Raw genomic sequence first — 19,736 nt, 5'->3', positions numbered from 1 at the left:
GACCTGATTGTCTTGGCTGCTAGTGCGCGAGCTGTCCCAGGAAGACCCGGATCCGCTCGTTCTGCTGTCTGTCGAAGAACTCGTCGGGAGGCGCTTCCTGTAGCAGGGTGCCCTGATCGAAGAAGAGGATCCGGTCACCCACCTCACGGGCGAAGCGCATCTCGTGCGTGACGATGATCATCGTCATGCCCGAGCTGGCGATGTCCTTCATCACATCCAGCACCTCGTTGATCATCTCGGGGTCGAGGGCGCTGGTCGGCTCGTCGAAGAGCAGGATCTTCGGCTGCATGGCCAGCGAGCGCGCGATGGCCACGCGCTGCTGCTGACCGCCCGAGAGCTGGTGCGGGTGTTTGTGCGCGTGGTCCTTCAGCCCCACGCGGGTGAGCAGCTCGAGCGCCGCTTCCTGGGCCTGCTTGCGTGGAGTCTTGCGCACGCGGCGGGGGGCGAGCGTGATGTTCTCGAGCACGGTGAGGTGCGGGAACAGGTTGAACTGCTGGAACACCATCCCGACCTCGCGGCGGATCGCATCGAGGTTCTTCACGCTGTCATTGAGCTCGATGCCATCCACCACGATCCGCCCGGAGTCGTGCTTCTCCAGCCGGTTGAGCGTGCGCAGGAACGTCGACTTGCCGGACCCGGACGCGCCGATGATGACCGCGACCTCCCCCTCGTAGAAGCGGGTGGAGACATCCCGCAGGACGTGGGCGGGACCGAAGTGCTTGTTCACGCCCTCCGCGATGATGAGGGGCGTCTGGGGCGAGGCGTCAGGGGGGGGCGGCATGGGAAGGCGCATGCTTCAGGTGCGCTGCTCGACATCGAGCCGATGCTCGATGGCACCCGAGATCTGGGTCAGCACGGTCGTGAGGATGAGGTAGATGCACGCCGTGGCGATGAACACCGGCACGGGCTCGAACGTGGCGGCCTGCACCCGGTTGCCGACGTTCGTCAGCTCGACGACGCCGATGACATAGGCCAGCGAGGAGTCCTTGAGCAGCGCCACCACGTTGTTCACCAGGGGTGGCAGCGCGATCTTGAAGCTCTGCGGGAACACGATGTGGATGAAGGTCTGCGTCGGCGAGAGGCCCAGCGACCGCGCCGCCTCGGTCTGCCCCTTGGGAACGGCGAGGATGCCCGCCCGGAGCGCCTCGGCGTTGTAGGCCCCCACGTTCACCGCGAGCGCCGCGGCCGCCGAGTTGAAGTCCGAGAGTTGGACCCCCGGCAGGAGCATGGGCAGGGCGAGGAACACGAACAGCACCTGCACGAGCAGCGGCGTGCCGCGGATCACCCAGATGTAGAGCCCCGCCACCCAGCGCAGGGGCGGGAAGGGCGCCAGCTTCGCCAGGGCGGCGAGCACGCCGAGGACGATGCCGACCAGGCCCGAGACGAGCGTCAGCCCCACCGTGACGCGCGCGCCTTCCGCGAACTCCTGCGCGGCGGGGCCGATGGGCTCTGGCAACAACGCGAGCGGCGTCGCCACGAGCCACAAGAATGCCACCAGCACGGCGCCCGACAGGGCGATGGTGGCGGTGCTGCGCTGTTGGCGCGTCCAACCCTGGGGCCAGGCGGAGAGGAGGCCGTTCATACGGGCATCAGGAGCGCGGGGTCGTTGTCGCCGGGACGCGTGCTCACCTGCAGCGGATGTCCTCGTTCAGGTACTTCTTGGAGATCGCCTCGTACGTGCCGTCGGCCATGATCTCCTTGAGGGCCTTGTTGATCGCCTCCACGAGCGAGGTGTTGCCCTTCTTCACCGCGGGGGCGATCTTCTCGACGAACACGAAGTCGCCGAGCTTCAAGCCAGCGGAGGCACTCGACTCGAGGGCGGCCTTGGCGACGAACTTGTCCGTCACCCACGCGTCCACGCGGCCGCTCATGAGCGCGGCCCGGGCGTCGGTATCCTTCGGGAAGTTCTTCACCTCTTTCACGCCCGGGAGCTTCTGCACGTTCTCCAGGTAGGTGGTCCCCGTCTGTACCGCCACCACCTTGCCGGAGAGATCCTGGGCCGTGCGGATGGCCGGGTCCTTCGCGACAACCACTCCGCCCGAGCAGTAGTGCGGGTCCGAGAAGGAGACGGCCTTGGCACGCTGGGGGGTGATGGCGAAGGAGGCGATCACCATGTCCCAGCGGTCCTGGCGCAGGCCGGCCAGGAGCGCGTCGAACGCGAGGACGCGCCATTCGATCTGCACGCCCATCTTCTTGGCCAGCGCCTCCGCGATCTCGACCTCGAAGCCGGTGAGCGTCGGGCCCCGGTAGAAGTTGAAGGGAGGGAACCCGCCCTCCGTTGCCACGATGAATTTGCCGTCCTTCTTGATCTCCTCGAACGTCCGCGCCTCGGCAAGAGTAGCGGCAAGGCACAGCGTCAGGACAACAAGCCGACTCAGCAATTTCATCGTCAACCCCTCCTCTGGGATGCGGGCGCGCGGACACTATTGCACGCACCCTCTCGAAACAAGTTTGACGATCAGTGAAGCGGAAGTTCCAGCGTGGTCACGGCTCCCCGCCCGGGTCCCTCGCTGTCGATCCAGAGGCGGCCATTCAGGAGTTGTGCCGCCAACGCGCTGGAATGCAGTCCGAAGCCATGGCCGTCCTTGCGCGTGGTGAAGCCGTGGGAGAACAGCTTCCCCTTCACCTCGGGGGCGATTCCCACTCCATCATCCACGACCTGGATGCGTGCCACCGGCCCCTCCGCCCTCAGCTTCACCCACAGGTTGCGCTGGCCCTCCGGCTTCGAGTCCAGCGCGTGCCTGGCGTTGCTGATGAGGTTGATGAGGATCTGCAGCACCTTGTGCTTGTCCACCTTCACCCGCGGCACCGCCTCCAGCTGCCGGTGCACGGTGACACCGTGGCGCTGCAAGGCCACCATCTGGACGCGCAGTGCGTCATCGACGAGCTGGGCCAGCTCGCACTCCTCCGTCATCAGCGAGCTCCGTGCATACGTCTGTTGCACCTGGACGATGGCGCGGATGTGTTCGACGTGCCGGGTCATCACATCCATGTCCTCCATCAGGCGCATCTGATCCTTCATCCACTCCTCCCCCAGCGCCGTCAGGTAGTCCGGCAGCTGCCTGCCCCGGGTGCTCTTCGTCAGGAAGTCCGCCAGGTTCTCCCGCTGCTCCACGAGGAGCGCCGCTGCCTGCCTCAGGCGGCCCACGCGCAGCGAGCCCACCGCCTTGCGCATCACCTCGAGGTTGACGACGGCGCTGGTGAGCACATTGCCCACGTTGTGCAGCACGTTGGAGGCCACCTCCGTCATGCCCACCTCTCGCGCCGTATCCACCAGCCGGGCTTGTGCCTGCTTGAGCTCGCGCGTGCGCTCCTCCACCCGCTGCTCCAGCTCTTCATTCGCCTGGCGGAGCTCCGCCCTGGCGCGCTGGACGTCCTCATAGAGGCGGGCATTGTCGATGGAGATGGCCGCCTGGGAGGCCAGGTGTTCCAACAGCGCCAGTCGCGCCGGGCTGAAGGCATCCGCCGCCAGGTCGTTCTCCAGGTACAGCACGCCGGAGAACCGCTCCTGCCTTACCAGGGGCAGGCACAACACCGAACGCGCTCCGCTGTGTGCCAGGTACTCATCGGACGAGAAGGGGTGCGGCTTGGAGGCATCGCCGATGAGCACGTGCTCCCGCGTGCGCCGGACATAGGAGAAGAGCGACCAGGGCAACTCGGGGGCCTCCCCCTCCGGCGGGGCCTCGGAGAGGGCCGCCACCGACAGCGTGTCCCCGTCGGGGAGCAACAGGGCGCCTCTCTGGGCTCCGGCGTTCTCGATCGCCGCGTGCAGCAGCGTGGTCACCAAACGCTCCAGGACGATTTCACTGGAGACGGCCTGCTGGGCCTTGACGACCGTGAGCGCGTCGATGCGGGTCGAGGCCGTACCGCTGGTGGTCAGCTCGTCCCGGGTGGACGCCGCGGAAGCGAGGTGGGGCCACTGGGACTCCAGGTGCTGGACCTTGCCCAGGGCGCCCCACCGCAGGTACGCCGCCCGGGCTTCGCGCGCGAAGCCCTGAGCGACGAGGGGGGCCTGGCGCGTGCGCCAGAAGTTCGCCGCGAGCTCGGCGGCCAGTCCGACATGGTGGGTGGCCCCATTCTCCCGAGCCGAGCGGATGGCTTCCTCGTAGGCGCGTATCGCCTCATCCAGCCGCCCCTGGAGGCGGGCCAGCTCCGCGGCCACCATCCGCTCGAGCGCGTGGAAGTTCTCGGGGCAATTCTCCGCCCACTCCGCGAGCTGCTGCTGGTGACGCTGGATGGCCTCGAGGAACTGGCGCTGTTCCTCCGCGGTGACGCCTTCGAAGCACGCGGCCAGGACCAGGGCGCGGTAGAGGTTGAACTCGCGGAAGAAGAGGATGCCATTGTTGGCCTTCAGGAGCTCGGCCGCCCTGTCCGCCGCCCGGCGGGCTTCCGCGTAGTCGCCGCACATGAATCGCGACTGGAGCCGGGTGACCCAGAAGGCGCGCGTGCTCCTCCTGGGGACTGGCGGCAGCCTGGCCTCGAAGGTCCGCTCATCGAATCCTTCCCCATCGAGCGTGCCGAACGAGAGGGAGCATCCGCGCATCTGCTGCACGTAGCGCTGCGCCAGGAGGAGCGACTCCTGGGGATCCAGGAAGCCCGTCTTGCTCAAGAACTCGCCGCGGACGAGCGACTCCTGGTGGACCTCCTCCAGGTTGTGTCCCATGGCCAGGCGGTTCAGGACGATCTCGAGGCCGCAGTAGGCGGCGGCAGCCGTGTTCCCCACTTGAAGCGCGTGTTGGAAGCCGCTGACGACGAGCTCCTGCGCTCTGGAAAGGGGCTGGCTCCAATAGCTGCTGAACTGCATGCTGAGGAAGACCTCGCCCCGCTCGGCGGACAGGTCGTTCCGCTCGACGAGCTCGCGGGCGAGCCTCGCGAAGGCAAGGCCATCCCGGTACCGCTTGAAGAACGAGCCGGTGATGACGCCAAACCAGCTGAATCCGGGTACCGCGGCAGCCACGAAGCCGTGGCGCAGGGAGAGGGAGACCATCCGGCTCAAGAGGACGATGAGCAGGGGGGGGTTGGTGGAGTACGCGGAATTGAAGAGCGTGAAGAGGGCCCGGATGACCAGCTTCACATCCGGATCGGTCATGGGGGGCAGGTCGATGAGGCTCTCGACGGGACGCTCCCCCAGCAAGGCCCATATCTCCTCATGGGCGGCCACTGCTTCCTCCCAGGAGGGGTGCTGCTGGAGCGGCATGCCCAGCAGCGCCAGGCATTCCAACATGCAGGAGACGCCCTCCTGGCGCTCACCGGCGGCGAAGTGGACGTCATGCTTCAGGCCATAGGCGGCCTCGATGTCCGAACGGGTGCTCGCCCGGGGGCGGAGTGTCTCGACCAGGCGGCGCGCCTCGGCGATGTTGCCACTCATGAACTCACAGCGCGCCTGGGAGAAATTCAGCTTGAAGGCCAGCGCGTGGTCCGTCTCCCAGGGGTCTCCGGGAATGAGCGAGAAGGCCGTCGAGAAGTAGGTGAGGGCGGGGCGGAGCGCGACCGCGGCCCTGGCCTTGTCACCCGCCTCGGCGTTCAGCCGCGCGAGGTGGTGGCGCTCGGCGGCATCCTCCATGAGCCCGGCCCCGGCGTTGAGCTGGCTCACCACGTCGAAGATCGACTCGCGCAGTTGCTCCTGGGACAGGCTCTCGAGCAGCAACCGGCCGATGCGCAGGTGAACGGCCTGGAGCTCCGACTCGGAGCAGAGGCTATGGGCCGCCTGCTGGATGCGGTCGTGCAGGAACCGGTAGTGCGACGGGCCGGAGCGCACCAACATGCCCTCCAGGAGCGCGGGCTCGAGCCCCTGTTCCACGTCTCCCCCCTGTCCGAGGCCGGCGAGGACGCCCAGCATCTGGAGGGAGAAGACCTTGCCCACGCACGCCGCCAGACGCAGCAGGTGCTGCGTGCCAGCGGGGAACTGGCGCAGCTTGCCCACCATGAAGTCGACGATGTTCTCCGAGTAGTCGCGCGTCCGCACCGCCTCGGCATCCCACCGCCAGCCGCCTCCGGGCACCCGCACCAGCAAGCCATCCTGGTGGATCGCCACCAGCAACTGCAGCAGGAAGAAGGGGTTGCCCCCCGTCTTCCCATGCACCAACGCCGAGAGGGGAGCGACCACCTCCCTTTCCGCCCCCGGCAGCGTGTCGGCCACCAGCTGCTCCACCTGCGCCACGCTCAGCGGCTCCACGCGGAGATCCTTCAGCTTCCCCCCTGCCTTGCGCACCCCCTCCAACATCTGCATGAGCGGGTGCGAGGCGTTCACCTCGTTGTCCCGGTAGGCGCCCAGCCACAACATCGGTGGGATGTCCGACTCGGAGAGCAGATGGGAGAGCATCTGGAGGCTGGCGGGGTCCGCCCAATGCAGGTCATCCAGGAACAGCACCAGGGGATGCGCTGGGGTGGCGAACACCCCGAAGAACTGGCGGACCACCCAATAGAAGCGGCGCTGGGCCTCCTCTGCCGGGGGCAGCGCCTGGGGCGCGGGCTGTGAGCCCACCAGCACTTCCAGCTGGGGTACCAGGTCCACGAGCATCTGGCCGTGGCTTCCCCAGGCCTCGTTCACCTGCTGGCGCCACCGGGCGATCTCCTCCTCACTCCTCGCGAGCGCCTGCGGCACCAGCGCACGGATGAGCTGCGCCAGGATGTCGTAGGGGATGTCCCGCTGGAACTGGTCGAACTTGCCGCTCAGGAAGAAGCCGCGGCGCTCCACCACGGGCTTGTGCAGCTCATGCACCACCGAGGACTTGCCGATGCCCGAGTACCCGCTGACCAGGAACAGCTCCGGCCTGCCCGTGCGCCTCACCCGCTCGAAGCCCTCCAACAGGGTGGACACCTGGGCCTCACGCCCGTAGAGCCGTTGCGGCAATTGGAACCGGATGGGCGTGTCCTGCGTGCCCAGCGCGAACACCTCTCGCCCGTTCTGACTCGACGCGTCGCGGCACCGCTCCAGGTCCGCCCGCAGTCCCTCGGCGCTCTGGTAGCGCTCCTCGGCCGTCTTCGCCAGCAGCTTGAGGACGACGGCGGACAGGGCAGGGGGCACCCGCGGGTTCAGCTCGTGCGGAGGCCTGGGCGCCTGCGCCATATGGGCGTGAAACCACTCGAGCGCATCCTTCCCTTGGAAGGGCCGCCGTCCCGTCAACAACTCGTAGAACATGACGCCCAGCGAGTAGAAGTCCGTGCGGTAATCCACCGCCCGGTTCATCCGCCCCGTCTGCTCCGGCGACATGTACGCCAGCGTCCCTTCGACCAGGTGCGTCGGAGCCGCGTCCAGGTACTCCACCTTCTGCAGCGTGGCCACACCGAAGTCGATGAGCCTCGCTTCTCCCGAGGGCTCCAGGATGATGTTGGAGGGCTTGATGTCCTTGTGGATGACGTCGCGACAGTGGACCTCCCCCAGGGTGGTTACCAGCGAGAGGGCCAGCTGCAGGAACCGGGACAGCTCCAGGGGCTGGCCCGTCGACGTGGACTCGGACAGGGGCTGGCCCCGCACCCTCTCCAGCAGCAGCACGGGCCGCTCACCGATCCATTGGCAGGCATACGGCCTGGCCACCCCTCGCACGTCACGCAGCCGCTGCAGGATTCCAAACTCCCGCCGGTATCGCTCGCTCTCCGCGCGGCCAGCGGAAACAGCCACGGGCGTCTTGATGATGACCGGCAGGCCATCGGCTTCACGCACCGCCTGGAAAAGCGCGTTCGAGCCCGTGCCCCGGATGAGGCCAAGAACCCTGTACCCTGGAATATCGAGCATCGATGAGCACACCCGCTGGCGAGAACCGGTCCCCGTGACGTCGTCGCGCCCGCACGCCGGATCATAGGCGTTCGGGCCGGAACAAAGTGCTCACCCCGGTTATTCGGCGCTCCGCGGCCAGCCTTCTTCCCGGCCCACAGGGGAGGAAGGGCTTCACCCATTTCACTCTTCGCTCAATCGCAGCATCAATAACAAGCGACATGACAAACCGAGCCCGACACCAGGCCGGTATGACTCCAGGGAATGCAATTCGCGGCTGATCGGCGGGCCGGGATGGAAGTCCCGGGTGGTGCACGGGAGGAGCCCGTCCCGGAGGCGAGAAGACGGGGAGGGGGGCCTGTGGCGCCCGGCTCATACCGAGAGTGTGGGCGATTCACAACGGGTTGTTGGGCATGCGCACGAAAAGGCCGCCTGTTCCTCCTACGCTCTTGCTCTGAAATCCCGTATAGGCCCTCCGTACAATTTTGCACATACGAGCGGCCCGAAGGGCTGGCCCCGGGACTGCTCTGGAGAATGGATGGAGTTGTCGAGTCTCGAGTCGAATTTCTGGGCAGTCGCACCGGGTGTCATCGGCGCCGTGGGGCTGCTCTTCGCTGCGTTCTTCTACTTTCGCGTCAAGGCGCTCCCGGACGGTGACGCGACGATGAACCGCATCGCGGGCTACATCCGCGAAGGCGCGATGGCGTTCCTCGTCCGCGAGTACAAGGTGCTCGCGATCTACTGCGCGGTCCTCGCGGTGATCATCGGCCTGGCGCTGGGTTGGACGGCGAGCGCGAGCTTCGTGCTGGGCGCGTTCCTCTCGCTGCTCGCGGGCTATATCGGCATGAAGGCCGCGACCTACGCGAACGTGCGCACCGCGCAGGCCGCGCGCACCGGCTCGAAGCCGAACGCGCTCCTGGTCGCCCTCGACGGCGGCGCCGTGATGGGGCTCGCCGTCGCCGGCCTGGGCCTGCTCGGGATGGGCGGCGTCTACTACACGTTCCAGAGGAGTGAGCAGCTCTCCCCCATCCTCCACTCCTTTGCCGTGGGGGCAAGCTCCATCGCGCTCTTCGCGCGTGTGGGTGGCGGCATCTACACCAAGGCCGCCGACGTAGGCTCCGACATCGCCGGCAAGGTCATCGAGAACATCCCCGAGGACGACCCGCGCAATCCCGGAGTCATCGCCGACAACGTGGGTGACAACGTGGGCGACGTGGCCGGCATGGGCGCCGACATCTACGAGTCCATGGTGGCCGCCCTCGTCGCCGCGATGGCGATGGCGCTGACCGCCAATGCGACGGAGCTCTCCCGCCTCGTGGTGGACCCCTCGGCGGCGGGGAGCGCGAAGGTGGCGGGCGTGGTGCTCCCGCTCGTGCTGTCCGCGGTGGGCCTGGTGGTCAGCGTGCTGAGCATCTTCATCGCGCGCGCCCTCAAGCACCTGAACCCCGCGCAGGTCCTGCGCAGCGCCCTCATCCTGCCCCCCGTCATCCTGGTGGTGTTGTCGTTCGTGATGATGCGGGTGTTCGGCCTCTCCCAGTCCATCACGGTGGCGCTGGCCGCGGGCGCCTTCGGCGGTGCCATCATCGGCCTCGTCACGGACTACTACACCTCGTCCACGCCGGTGCAGCGCATCGCGGAGGCGTCCATCACGGGCGCGGGCACCAACCTCATCCGCGGCCTCGCCGTTGGCATGGAGAGCGTGGGAATCTCGATGGCCACCATCGCCGTGGTGGCCTACATCGCGGACCAGGCGCTCGGCCTGTACGGCATCGCGCTGTCGGCCGTGGGCATGCTGGGCGGCACGGCCGTCGTGATGACGGTGGACGCCTACGGCCCCATCTCGGACAACGCGGGTGGCATCTCCGAGATGTCGGGGCTCGGCCCCGAAGTGCGCGCCATCACCGACGAGCTGGACGCGGTGGGCAACACCACGGCGGCCATCGGCAAGGGCTTCGCCATCGGCTCGGCGACGCTCACCGTCATCGCGCTCTTCTCGGCGTTCAACCTCGAGGTCAACCACACGCGCGTCGCCGCCGGCCTGCCAGAGATGAGCCTGCTGCTGACCGACCCGAACGTCATCGTGGGCCTGCTGCTGGGCTCCATCCTCCCGTTCCTGGTGGGCGCCTCGACGATGCTCGCCGTGGGCCGCGCGGCGGGCGCCATCGTCGAGGAGATCGGCCGCCAGTTCCGCGAGATTCCGGGGCTGATGGAGCTCAAGGCCGATCCGGACCCCAAGAAGATCGTCGACATCTCGACCAAGAGCGCCCTGCGCGAGATGATCTTCCCGGGCCTCGTCGCCGTCGTCGCCCCGCCGTTGGTGGGCTACCTGCTGGGGCCCGGGGCGCTGGCGGGCCTCCTGGCCGGCGCGCTCGTCGTCGGCGCCACGATGGCGCTCTACATGGCCAACGCGGGCGGTGCGTGGGACAACGCCAAGAAGTACATCGAGAAGGGCAAGCTGCCGGGCCACGCGAAGGGCTCGCACGTCCACAAGGCCGCTGTCGTCGGCGACATGGTGGGTGACCCGTTCAAGGACACCTCGGGCCCTGGCGTTGCCATTCTCATCAAGGTCATGAGCGTCGTGTCGCTGCTCGTGGCCTCCCTCATCGCGCTCAGGTAGCCAGCGCTTGCGGTGCGGCGCCTCGAGGCCGAGGCGCCCGCACCACGAGCGGTGGCTCGTACGACGCGTCCCCCCCCGAGGGGCCGTGCGGTTCCTCGGAGTCCCGGTTGGATGAGGGGGTGGGTCGGGACGGACCTGGCCGGAGGAGGTGCGCGCCGGACGGACGCGCGACCCCGGCAGTGGCTCGAGCCGCTGACGTAGGACACCGAACATCCCGGCATGAGATGTCGGCCAGGGCCCCGGCGCGGTGGGCGAGCGCGTGCTACGTTTCATCGTGTTCCGCGACCGCCTGCGCGCCAGGCATCAGGAGCAGCAGCATCGGCTCCCACGGGCCTGACGCGCGCGCGCTCGCACCCGCTCCCTCGGGTGTGAGGGAGGAGTTATCGCTGTTCCGCTGACAGAGAGGTGTCCCATGGTCCTGGAGCTCTCCCAGCAGCAAGTCAATCTCCTCCACGCCTGCCTGGCCGAAAGCATCGAGGAGCTGCACGACGAGGTCCTCCACACCGACCAGCGCGAGATGCGCGGGGAGCTGAGGGAGAAGCTCCACCAGTTGCAGGCCCTCCAGCGCCAGGTGGAGGCCCTGATGCATCAGGGGCAGCCGTCCCTCTGAGGGCCGGGCCGCTGCGCCGGACGTTCGCGCCGAGCACCGAGCGGGGAGCGCGGCTCCCCTCCAACGGCCGGAGCGCCAGTCCATGATTGCCAGTCCTCACGTCTACGACCACGACATCGGAGCTGGAACCACACGCGCGAACGCACGAGCTCCTGCGTGACGCGCCTCTTCGACAGGCTGGAGTGCAACCGTCACGGGCTCGCCGCTCGGGGCCGGCTGTGGCCCTGACGGAGGTGGGAGTCTGCCCTCATGCGCATGAAACACTCCCAGTTTCTGTGCGTTCCACTCCTGATGGGCTGAGGCCTTTAATCAATGCTCGCCCTCGGCGGAGCAGCACCCGCCCCTGACGGAACTTCCCCGGGATGGCTTAGACTCGAAGTCTTTCCGGACAGGTCTCTCTTCGTCTGACGACGTGAGCGCGGCCCCCCGCCAAAGGAAGGCTCATGGCTGTTGCAGAGCGGGTATTGCTTCAACTTGGTATGGCCATGGCCAAAGCCATCGTGAAGGCCTGGGCTCAGGAGATTCCTCCCGAGCTGGCCGGGACAGCCCTCGACCTCGCGAAGAGCCAGGCTGAACAGTCGCTGCGGCGAAAGGCCGACTCCATGTCGCGGCTCGCGGCGCAGCTGACGCGCAGCATGGGCGAGGCGCTAGCGCTGGACGGTGTCGCGCTGGAGGAGCATGAGGCGGAATCCGTCGCCGAGGAACTGGCGAGCAGCCTGGAATCCATCGACAGCGCGCTGGTCGCGAGACTGGCGCTCTCTCCAGACCGGCTCGCGCGGCATCTGCTCGACGAGGCCGCACCACGGATACGCACGCTCTCCGAGGTCGGCGCCAGCATCTTCACCCGGAGCCTGGAGAAGTCCTGCCGCGTCATCCTGTCCACTGCTTCGAGCCTGCCGCGGTTCCAGGAGAGCACCTTCGCCGAGGTGCTCGAACGGGAGGCCCGGCTCCTGGAGCTGTCCCTGACCCAGCTCAGGGAGACGCAGAGGATGGCGGCTCGGGCCATCCGGATCGAGTCCGCTCTTCTCGAGCACCTGGAGGCGACGCGCGAACAGTGGGCCGCGCGCGGGCTTCCGTATCGGACGACCAGCTTCCTCCAGGACCTGCTCGTCTTCCGGCCGGAGGGCGCCACCGCAGGCGCCGGGGACCCGGCCAGGGGTTTCGCACAGCGTTGCTGTGATGCGGTCGCTCCGGGGTTCCATGCGGAGCTCCGCGAGTTCATTGCCACACTGCTTGCTGGGCAGATCGCCGGCGAGAAGGAGCGCTATACCCCATTCGAATGGATGGAGCGCCCTGATGTCATGGCGGCACAGGAGCTTGCCCATGCCCAGGGCCATCCGTTCGTCTCCGAGAGGGAGCTCCTCATCGCGGTGCTGCGGGGCAACAGCTCCACCCTGGCGCGAATCACCCGGTGGATGGGGCCGCAAAAGTTCGAGCGGCTCCTGCGCGCCGCCCACGCCACGCCACGCAAGATGGCTTCCACCCCGACTCCGTTCCAGGAGAGGGCATGACACGCCAGGCAACGCTACAAGGGACTCCCGTCGGCACGCCAGACCCGGGGGCGCGGAGCGGCTCGACTCGCGGCTCCCTGCTCGGTGGGAAGTTCCTGACACTGGAGGACACGCCACGGCGTGGGGGAATGGGGGAGGTCTACATCTGCAGGGTGCTCGGTGAGGGCGACGAGGTCCTCCCGGTCGCGCTCAAGAGCTTCCAGCCCCGCTTCTTCTTCAGCCGCGAGCACCGGGAAGCGTTCATTCGCGAGATCTCCGTCTGGATGCGGCTCAACGGGCTGCCTTACGTCGTACCGGCGCTGAGTATCGAATTGCTCGACGGCCACCCTTTTGTCGTCATGCCGGTGGCGACGACGGGAATCAGTCCGGACGGGACCTTGCGTGGCCTGCTCTCACGGACGCGATTGGCTCCCGAGCAGGCCTTTGGTCTCGCCTTCCAGCTCTCGCTCGCCATGCGCAATGCGGCGCATGTGCTCGGGGATTTCGTCCACGGCGACCTCAAGCCCGAAAACGCACTCTTCTTCGGGGACGGCCTGCACGTCTCGGACTTCGGGCTCGCCCGGGTACTCGCGGACGATGAGCCCTCCGCCCTGGAAAGCACCCATGCCTACCGGGCTCCAGAGGCATGGCTCGGACATCCGGTGACTCCCGCCGTGGACGTCTACGCTTTTGGCGTCATGCTCTTCGAGATGCTCCACGGGACCCGCCCCTTCGAGGAGAAGGATGCGAGGGGCTGGTGCGACGCCCACCTGTCGGCTCCCGTTCCCGAGCCGACGACGCAGGGGCATGCGCTGGCTGCGGCGCTCCACGAGCTTGCGCGGGCCTGCCTGGAGAAGGATCCGGTCAAGCGTCCGGCCACCTTCGATGCCGTTCACGACATGCTCAACGCCATCGGTGAGGAGCACGATTTCCTCCTTTGCCTGCGGGTCATGGCTTCAGCTGCCGAGCGCAGCCATCATTTCAAGGACGTGCAGCGGCAACTCCGCGGCGCCTCGGTGCGCTCGCTACTGGAGATCGAACAGCCGGCGTTGGCCCTGGAGCTCATTGAGCAACTCCCGCTCGAGGAGCTGGATGCGAGGATGTGGTGCAACAAGGCCACGGCGTTGTCCTTGCTGGGGCGGGACGAGGAGGCTCTCCCCTGCCTGAAGACGGCACTCGAGATGGGGCCGGACAAGGAGCTCAGGCACTCGTGTTTGATGGAACTGGCACTGTCACTCAAGCGCCTGGGTCTCTTCGGTGAATCCCTCCGTATCCTGAAGAACCTCATGCCCTACACGGATGAGGAGTCACTGCCCGAGCTGATCACCAACATCGCCAGTGTCCACCTGGTCAAGGAGGAACCGGAAGAAGCCATCTCGTTGCTCGAGACAAGCCTGCGCAGGTGGCCTGACGTGGGCCAGATGTGGGCCAACCTCGGGCTGGCCTACCAGCAGCAGGAGCGGTTCCCCGAAGCAGCGGAGGCGTTCCAGCGAACGCTGCGGCTCACTCCACACCTGGCATCCATCCGCTTCAGGCTCGCGAGCCTGCTGATGGACGAGCTGAAACGTCCGACGGATGCACTGATCGCCCTGCGGGACAGCTATCAGCAGGGCTTCGACCACCCAGCGCTAGCTCCGCGCATGTTGTGGTGCGAGCTGATGCTCGACAGGTACGAGGAGGCTCTGGAATCCGTCCGTACACTGGAGGAACGCTTCGGCAAGGAGGCACTCGCCCTCGTCCGGCGGGCGACCGAGTCGCGGACGCCCGAGGGGGCGAGACGCGCGATGGAAGCCCTGAACGAGCTCAGCGATCGGTTTGCCTCGAAGCGGGAGGACTCCCTGGGAGAGCCCTCTCCCAACGAGGTTACGCCGGAGCCGGAGGACTCGTGGGCGGAGCCGGATCCTGGCTTGTCCGGTCCGTTCATGAATACGCGGATGTACGCGGACAACACCCTGGGATTCGACTTCTATGGCCGGCCGGAAGAGCCCCAGTACCTCCAGCAACTGGAGTACGCCTACCGCTCCATCCAGAACACGAATTCGACGCGCATGGGGCGCGACCTTCGGACAACGGTCCTCTACTTCACCCGCTGCCCGGGGTGCGGCTACCTGGTCCTCACGAACCGGGACATCGGATACGAGCTGGATTGCCGCAACTGCGAACAACGAAGCATCACGTCGCCCGTGCGCGAGCCGGCCCTGTCCCGCCTGCTCGAGGAGATCCAGCAGCGCCTCGGATTGGAGACGTATGACGCCGAGGACATCCCGCTGCTCGTGCTTCTCCAGCCCAGCGATGCCGCCTTTGCCGGGCAGTTGCTCGCGGTATGCGAGGCCGCCGGGTTCACGCAGGCTCCGATGGACCGCCCGGATGTGATGTTCGTCGACCGGGAAGCCCGTGCTCGACGCATGGTGACTCCGGATGCTTTCAGGGTGGCCGTCGAGAAGACCGTGAACGTTTCGGGGGAGTATCGGAATGGCACGCCTCGAGAGGTCCGGCTCCTGCTGAATCGGCTTGGGGAGATGGACCCGGGATTGCGCTCCCTCTCAACGGAGCGGCCCGACATCGGTGACTCGCCGGAAGCAAGGCTCATGTCCGGGGATCTGCAAGGGGCGCTGCGGGATTGTGAGCAGCGCCTGCTCCTGAATCCCAACGACGTGAATGCCTTGCTCCTGAAGACCCACCTGCTGATACAGCAGAACAAGGCACAGGAGGCGCTTGCGTTCGCGGAGCGCGCGAAGAGGGTAGGGGGCAGCAACGCGAATGTAGAGGGGGCCCTCGGGATGATCCGTGCCGCGCTTGGAGAGCTGGAGAAGGCCGCCACGCACTTCGAGTTGGCCCTCCAGCACGATCCTCTGAACGGGATTGCGATGTTCGGCCTCATGAACATCTATAACGCGCTGGGCAAGCCTCAACTCGCCGCTGAATACGCGGCACGGCTCCAGAGCCGGGGTGGCCTGGACCTCTAGCACCCCGCACGGGGTGCTGATGGCCGGGAAGACAGGCCTTGAACCTGTCTTCCCTCGACCTCCCTTCGGGCCCTTGTTTGTGGGTCCTGCGCAGCCGCGCGTGCGAGAGCGGCCAGATCCGTACCGCGAGACGAAGGGTCACCGCGTTCGGAATGAGTTCCACCGGCGCTACTCCGTCGCGGGAGCGGGCAGCCCGGCCGCGTGGAGCCGGGTGAAGATCTGCATCAGCACGTAGAGCGCGAACGCCGCGTCATCCACGCGGTTGCTCATGCGCGCCGCGAGCGTCTGCAGCTTGAGCAGATCTCCCCCGTCGACCTGGAGCAGGTGGGCCTGGGAACCCAGGGGGCCCTCCCCGGCGAAAGCCAGGCCTCGCCGCACGGCATCGAGGCACGCCTGGATGCACGTCCCGTAATCCCCGGAGGCGAAGGCCCCCTCCGCGGCCCGCGCGTGGTCGAACAGGTCCGAGGGCGCCAGCGCGCTGGCGGCCCCCAGGGGGCGCTGTCCCGTCAGGGCGGGGGGCGCGACGGGAGGCGCCACCTGGACCTGGGTCTGGGGCACGACGGCCGGCATGCTGCGGGAGATGGGGCCCGCCGGGCGCGGCACCGAGGTGGGCGCCGGGGCGGCGGAGACCGCGGGCCGGTTTCCGGCGAGCTGGCTCAACTGCGCCTCGAGTCCGCTCGCTCCCTTGGGGGCACCCAGCGAGGGCATCGCCGGAGTGGCAACGCGGGGCGGGGGGACGATGCGCTTGGCGCGCAGATCCTGGATGACGAGCCGGGTGATGGCCTTGAGGGCGTCCATCACGCCGCGGCCGCTGAGGGCCTCGGTCTCGAAGTCGGGGACGCCCCGGGGGTTGAGCGCGGCGCGCAGCTCGGAGACGGGCAGGGCCTTGGGGATGTCGCGCTTGTTCCACTGGAACACCAGGGGGAAGCGCTCCAGCCGGACGCCCTGCTCGAGCAGGTTCTCCTCCAGGTTGGCCAGCGACTCGCGGTTGGCGTCCACCATCTCCGGCTGCGAGTCCGCCACGAACACCACGCCGTCGGCGCCCTGGAGCACCAGCTTGCGCGTGGCGTTGTAGAAGACCTGGCCGGGCACGGTGTACAGCGCGAGCCGCACGGTGCAGTCGTTCACCCGCTCGACCTTCACGGGCAGGAAATCGAAGAAGAGCGTGCGGTCCCCCTCGGTGGCGATGGACATCATCTCGCCACGGTGCGCGGGGCGCACGGTCTCGTAGATCTTCCGCAGACTCGTCGTCTTCCCGGACAGACCAGGTCCGTAGAAGACGATCTTCACCGCTACTTCCCGGGCTACCAGATTTACGCTGCTCACGGTGTCAGCTTACCTAGAACGACTCGCCTCCTGGCGCCAGTTGCCGACGGAACATTCGAGGGGGTACCCGACAGGTGCTCGTTCGCCAACAGGGCGAAGCACACGGCTTCCTTGGCCCCCTCGGGCAGGCCCAGGTCGTCCAGGGGGCGGACGGGCAGGGGGGCCAGCCGGGCCGTCAGCCGCTCCATGAGCACCGGGTTCCGGATGCCGCCGCCGGAGACGTACACCGCCTCCAGGGCGAAGCGCGGCAGGAGCCACCGCTCATAGGCGCGGGCCGTGGCCTCCACCGTGAACGCCAGGGCCGTGGCCATCAAGTCATAGGGGCGCGAGGCGCCGTGGCGCTCCCACAGCCGGCCCACCAGCGCGTCACCGAAGCCCTCGCGGCCGGCGCTGCGGGGTGGGGGGAGGGCCAGGAAGGGGTGCGCGAGCAGCTCCTCGAGCAGCTCCGGCATCACCCGGCCCTGGCGGGAGAGGCAGCCATCCAGGTCGCACTGGAGACTGCCCCCGGTGACGCGCCGGGCCAGGCCGTCCAGCACCATGTTGCCCGGCCCGGTGTCGAAGGCGACCGTGTCCTCCAGCCGGTCGCTCACCACGCTCACGTTGCCGATGCCTCCGATGTTCTGGAGGGCTCGCGCCACCCCGGGCTTCCGGAACAGGGCCCAGTCCAGGTAGGGCACCAGGGGCGCGCCCTGGCCTCCCGCGGCCACGTCCCGGGTGCGGAAATCACTCACCACGGGGATGCCGGTGCGCTCGGCGATGACGGACGCCTCCCCGAGCTGCAGGGTGGAGGGCGTGCTGGACAGGCTCGAGGGCAGATGGGCCACCGTCTGGCCGTGCGAGCCGATGGCGTCCACGTCCTGGGGGCGGTGGCCCGCATGGGCGATGACCTCCAGGGCCGCCTCGGCAAAGTGTTCTCCCAGGGCGAAGTTGAGCTCGCAGAGGGAGCGGGCGTCGTTGGCGGCCAGCACCTGCTTCGTGAACTCGGGAGTGAACGGGCGGGAGATGTGTGCCAGGAGGGTGACGCGGACCTCCGGGCCCGAGCCGTTGATCCGGCAGAGCACCGCCTCCACCGCGTCCACGCTGGTGCCCGACAGCAGTCCGACGCACAGCCGCGAGTTGGGGCGAGGCGGTCGCGAATCCATACCCGCAAGTGTAAGGACCCGGTCCGACGGATGCCGCCCCGGTCCCCTCCCGAGTGTCAGCCAGAGGCTTCTTGGTCAGGGGGCATGGGGGAACATGACAGCGTGGCGCGGTGCCCGGGCTGGCTGGGTGCTCTTGGTGGGGTCAGGTGACGAGGGCGGGCCGTGGTTCCTCAGGCCATCCGGGTTTCTTCCTCACCCGGCCCGGGGAGGTCCACTGCTCGGGCCCGGCGATGGGCTCGTGACGCCAGACTCCTCCGCTGGAGAGGTGCGCTGAATCGGAGCGGATGCCCGCTTCGTCGGTGGGGCCACTTCCACGCGGGAGTCTCCACCGGAGGGATTCGTCGGCCCTTTCTCCCATTCCGGGAGACGGAATCACGCGCGCGAGCGCTTGCGACTCCCGAGAGGGGGCAGGGGAGACACTGGCAACGGCGGACGGCTTTCCGGGGCGGTGAGCGGCGCGCCCGAACACGCGGGCGATGGCTCCACCCCGGGTGCCGCGCAGGTGGTGGGCGAAGACGGCCCTGCCCCGGACGCGAGCCTCGAACAGGCCGGTGCGCTGGAGGGCGCTCTCACCGGAACGCGTGACGCTGGCGGTGGCCCGCGCACGGGCCAGGGTCCACGAGTCCTCGCTGGACCCGTTCCCCCCGCACCCGCTCAACTGGTTGCCCTCCAGGGTGGACTGGCCCCAGCTCACACGGAGGCAGTCCTTCTCGGTGGCGCTCACCGAGGTGTTCCGCACCACCGCACCCATGTCCAGCGAGATGCCCTGCCGTGCCTGGGTGACGACGGCTCCGTCGATCACCGTGCCCCGGCCGCCGCGCACCCGGATGCCGTACCAGGAGCCGAGGGAGCCCTGCGCGGTGAGCTCGACCGGACGGGACCGGGTGCCACGCACCACCAGGGTGCCATCGACGATCAGCTCCACCTGCTCCGGGTCCACCCCGGAGCGCAGCGCGTCCGTGGAGGAGGCGATGATCCGGACGCCGGGCTCGATCGTCAGCTTCGTGCCCCAGGCCACGGTGACATCCCCCTTCAAGACGTAGGGGCTGCCGCGCCTCGTCCAGACGGTGGACGAGGAGAGGGTGCCCTTCACGTCCGTCGCGGACGCCATGGTGGGGAGCAGCAGGAGCAGCGTGAGGAGTACGAACCGCATGACCGCATGCAGGCTATCGCCAGGCACTTCTCGAGACCACCTCGCGGGGTGCGAGTCTTGACCGGACGAGGTGTGGGGGCCTCCGAGGAGACGAGCGTCCGTGACCTGCCCACAGGGTGGGCCTGCGGGCGCGGATGGCCAATCCTGTCTGTGTTTGGTTTGAGACCGAGATGCTTCGCCCTTGCAAAAGTCCGGGTCCGGGATTAGTTCCAGATCGAACCTTCAGGGCTGGAAAGAATGCCGACCCACTACAAAGGCAGCGCACGGGAGACCCGGGCGCTCGACACGTTCATCAAGCTGATCCGGGCCGTGGAGACGCTGGGGGGCGAGCTTCACCGGCACCTGGCCAGCCATGAGATCACCACGCCCCAGTTCGCGGTGCTGGAGACCCTGTTGCACCTCGGGCCGATGAGCCAGGGGGAGCTCGGCCGCAAGCTGCTGCGCAGCAACCCCAACATGACCGCGCTGCTGGACAACCTGGAGCGCAATGGGTGGATCCAACGTGCGCGCAGCCCCGAGGACCGCCGGGTGATGGTGGTGAGCCTCTCCCCGGAGGGGCGGCGCGTCATCGAGAAGGTCTTCCCCGTCCATGCCGCCCACGTCGCGGCGCTCCTGGGAGTCCTGACCGCCGAGGAGCAGGAGCAGCTCGGCGCGCTCTGCAAGAAACTGGGGCTGTCGCTGTCCCGCAACTGATTTCGTTCTCGCGCATTTTACTTCC

The 19,736-nt window shown here is 67.9% G+C and carries 12 protein-coding genes; 5 read left to right on the top strand and 7 right to left on the bottom strand.

Annotated elements, in window-relative coordinates; genetic code table 11:
* Positions 1-19 precede the first annotated feature (19 nt).
* The 4 genes from NR810_RS25195 to NR810_RS25180 all read right to left on the bottom strand — a co-directional run bounded on the left by NR810_RS25195 (position 20) and on the right by NR810_RS25180 (position 7,735).
* Positions 20-781: an amino acid ABC transporter ATP-binding protein gene (locus NR810_RS25195; RefSeq protein WP_257455988.1), complete on the bottom strand. Its 762-nt coding sequence runs from the start codon at positions 779-781 to the stop codon at positions 20-22.
* Between the two features lie 15 nt (positions 782-796).
* Positions 797-1,582 carry an amino acid ABC transporter permease gene (locus NR810_RS25190; protein WP_257455986.1) on the bottom strand — a complete coding sequence of 262 codons (786 nt, stop codon included), beginning with the start codon at positions 1,580-1,582 and terminating at the stop codon, positions 797-799.
* Positions 1,583-1,625: 43 nt separating this feature from the next.
* A complete protein-coding gene (locus NR810_RS25185) occupies positions 1,626-2,387 on the bottom strand; it encodes an ABC transporter substrate-binding protein (RefSeq protein ID WP_257455985.1) in 762 nt (253 codons plus the stop codon).
* A gap of 71 nt (positions 2,388-2,458) precedes the next feature.
* Positions 2,459-7,735: a trifunctional serine/threonine-protein kinase/ATP-binding protein/sensor histidine kinase gene (locus NR810_RS25180; RefSeq protein WP_257455983.1), complete on the bottom strand. Its 5,277-nt coding sequence runs from the start codon at positions 7,733-7,735 to the stop codon at positions 2,459-2,461.
* Between the two features lie 517 nt (positions 7,736-8,252).
* Here NR810_RS25180 and NR810_RS25175 point away from each other — a divergent pair.
* The 4 genes from NR810_RS25175 (at position 8,253) to NR810_RS25160 (ending at position 15,397) form a co-directional block, all read left to right on the top strand.
* Positions 8,253-10,331 (top strand): sodium-translocating pyrophosphatase, encoded by a 2,079-nt coding sequence (locus tag NR810_RS25175; RefSeq protein WP_257455981.1) that lies wholly within the window; start codon positions 8,253-8,255, stop codon positions 10,329-10,331.
* Positions 10,332-10,743: 412 nt separating this feature from the next.
* The gene (locus tag NR810_RS25170; protein ID WP_257455979.1) at positions 10,744-10,941 is read left to right on the top strand and encodes a hypothetical protein; all 198 of its coding nucleotides are present in this window, start codon (positions 10,744-10,746) and stop codon (positions 10,939-10,941) included.
* Positions 10,942-11,384: 443 nt separating this feature from the next.
* Positions 11,385-12,452 carry an NACHT N-terminal Helical domain 1-containing protein gene (locus tag NR810_RS25165; RefSeq protein WP_407653830.1) on the top strand — a complete coding sequence of 356 codons (1,068 nt, stop codon included), beginning with the start codon at positions 11,385-11,387 and terminating at the stop codon, positions 12,450-12,452.
* The gene (locus NR810_RS25160) at positions 12,449-15,397 is read left to right on the top strand and encodes a tetratricopeptide repeat protein (protein WP_257455977.1); all 2,949 of its coding nucleotides are present in this window, start codon (positions 12,449-12,451) and stop codon (positions 15,395-15,397) included. The genes NR810_RS25165 and NR810_RS25160 overlap by 4 nt, the downstream gene beginning before the upstream one ends.
* Before the next feature lie 168 nt (positions 15,398-15,565).
* On the opposite strand, the gene NR810_RS25155 is transcribed toward NR810_RS25160, so the two are convergent.
* The 3 genes from NR810_RS25155 to NR810_RS25145 form a co-directional block, all read right to left on the bottom strand.
* On the bottom strand, positions 15,566-16,723 hold the full coding sequence (locus NR810_RS25155; protein ID WP_257455976.1) for a GTP-binding protein: 1,158 nt from the start codon (positions 16,721-16,723) through the stop codon (positions 15,566-15,568).
* The gene (locus tag NR810_RS25150) at positions 16,720-17,865 is read right to left on the bottom strand and encodes an anhydro-N-acetylmuramic acid kinase (RefSeq protein ID WP_257455969.1); all 1,146 of its coding nucleotides are present in this window, start codon (positions 17,863-17,865) and stop codon (positions 16,720-16,722) included. Before NR810_RS25150 ends, NR810_RS25155 begins: the two co-directional genes overlap by 4 nt.
* A 142-nt stretch (positions 17,866-18,007) precedes the next feature.
* A complete protein-coding gene (locus NR810_RS25145; protein ID WP_257455968.1) occupies positions 18,008-19,018 on the bottom strand; it encodes a hypothetical protein in 1,011 nt (336 codons plus the stop codon).
* Positions 19,019-19,255: 237 nt separating this feature from the next.
* Here NR810_RS25145 and NR810_RS25140 point away from each other — a divergent pair, with 237 nt between their 5' ends.
* Positions 19,256-19,711 carry a MarR family winged helix-turn-helix transcriptional regulator gene (locus NR810_RS25140; protein WP_257455967.1) on the top strand — a complete coding sequence of 152 codons (456 nt, stop codon included), beginning with the start codon at positions 19,256-19,258 and terminating at the stop codon, positions 19,709-19,711.
* The last annotated feature ends 25 nt before the right edge of the window (positions 19,712-19,736 follow it).

It is taken from the genome of Archangium lipolyticum, from assembly GCF_024623785.1.
GTDB classification, from domain to species: domain Bacteria; phylum Myxococcota; class Myxococcia; order Myxococcales; family Myxococcaceae; genus Archangium; species Archangium lipolyticum.
Note: the sequence above shows the minus strand (reverse complement) of the source record. Positions and strands in the feature narration are given on the sequence as shown.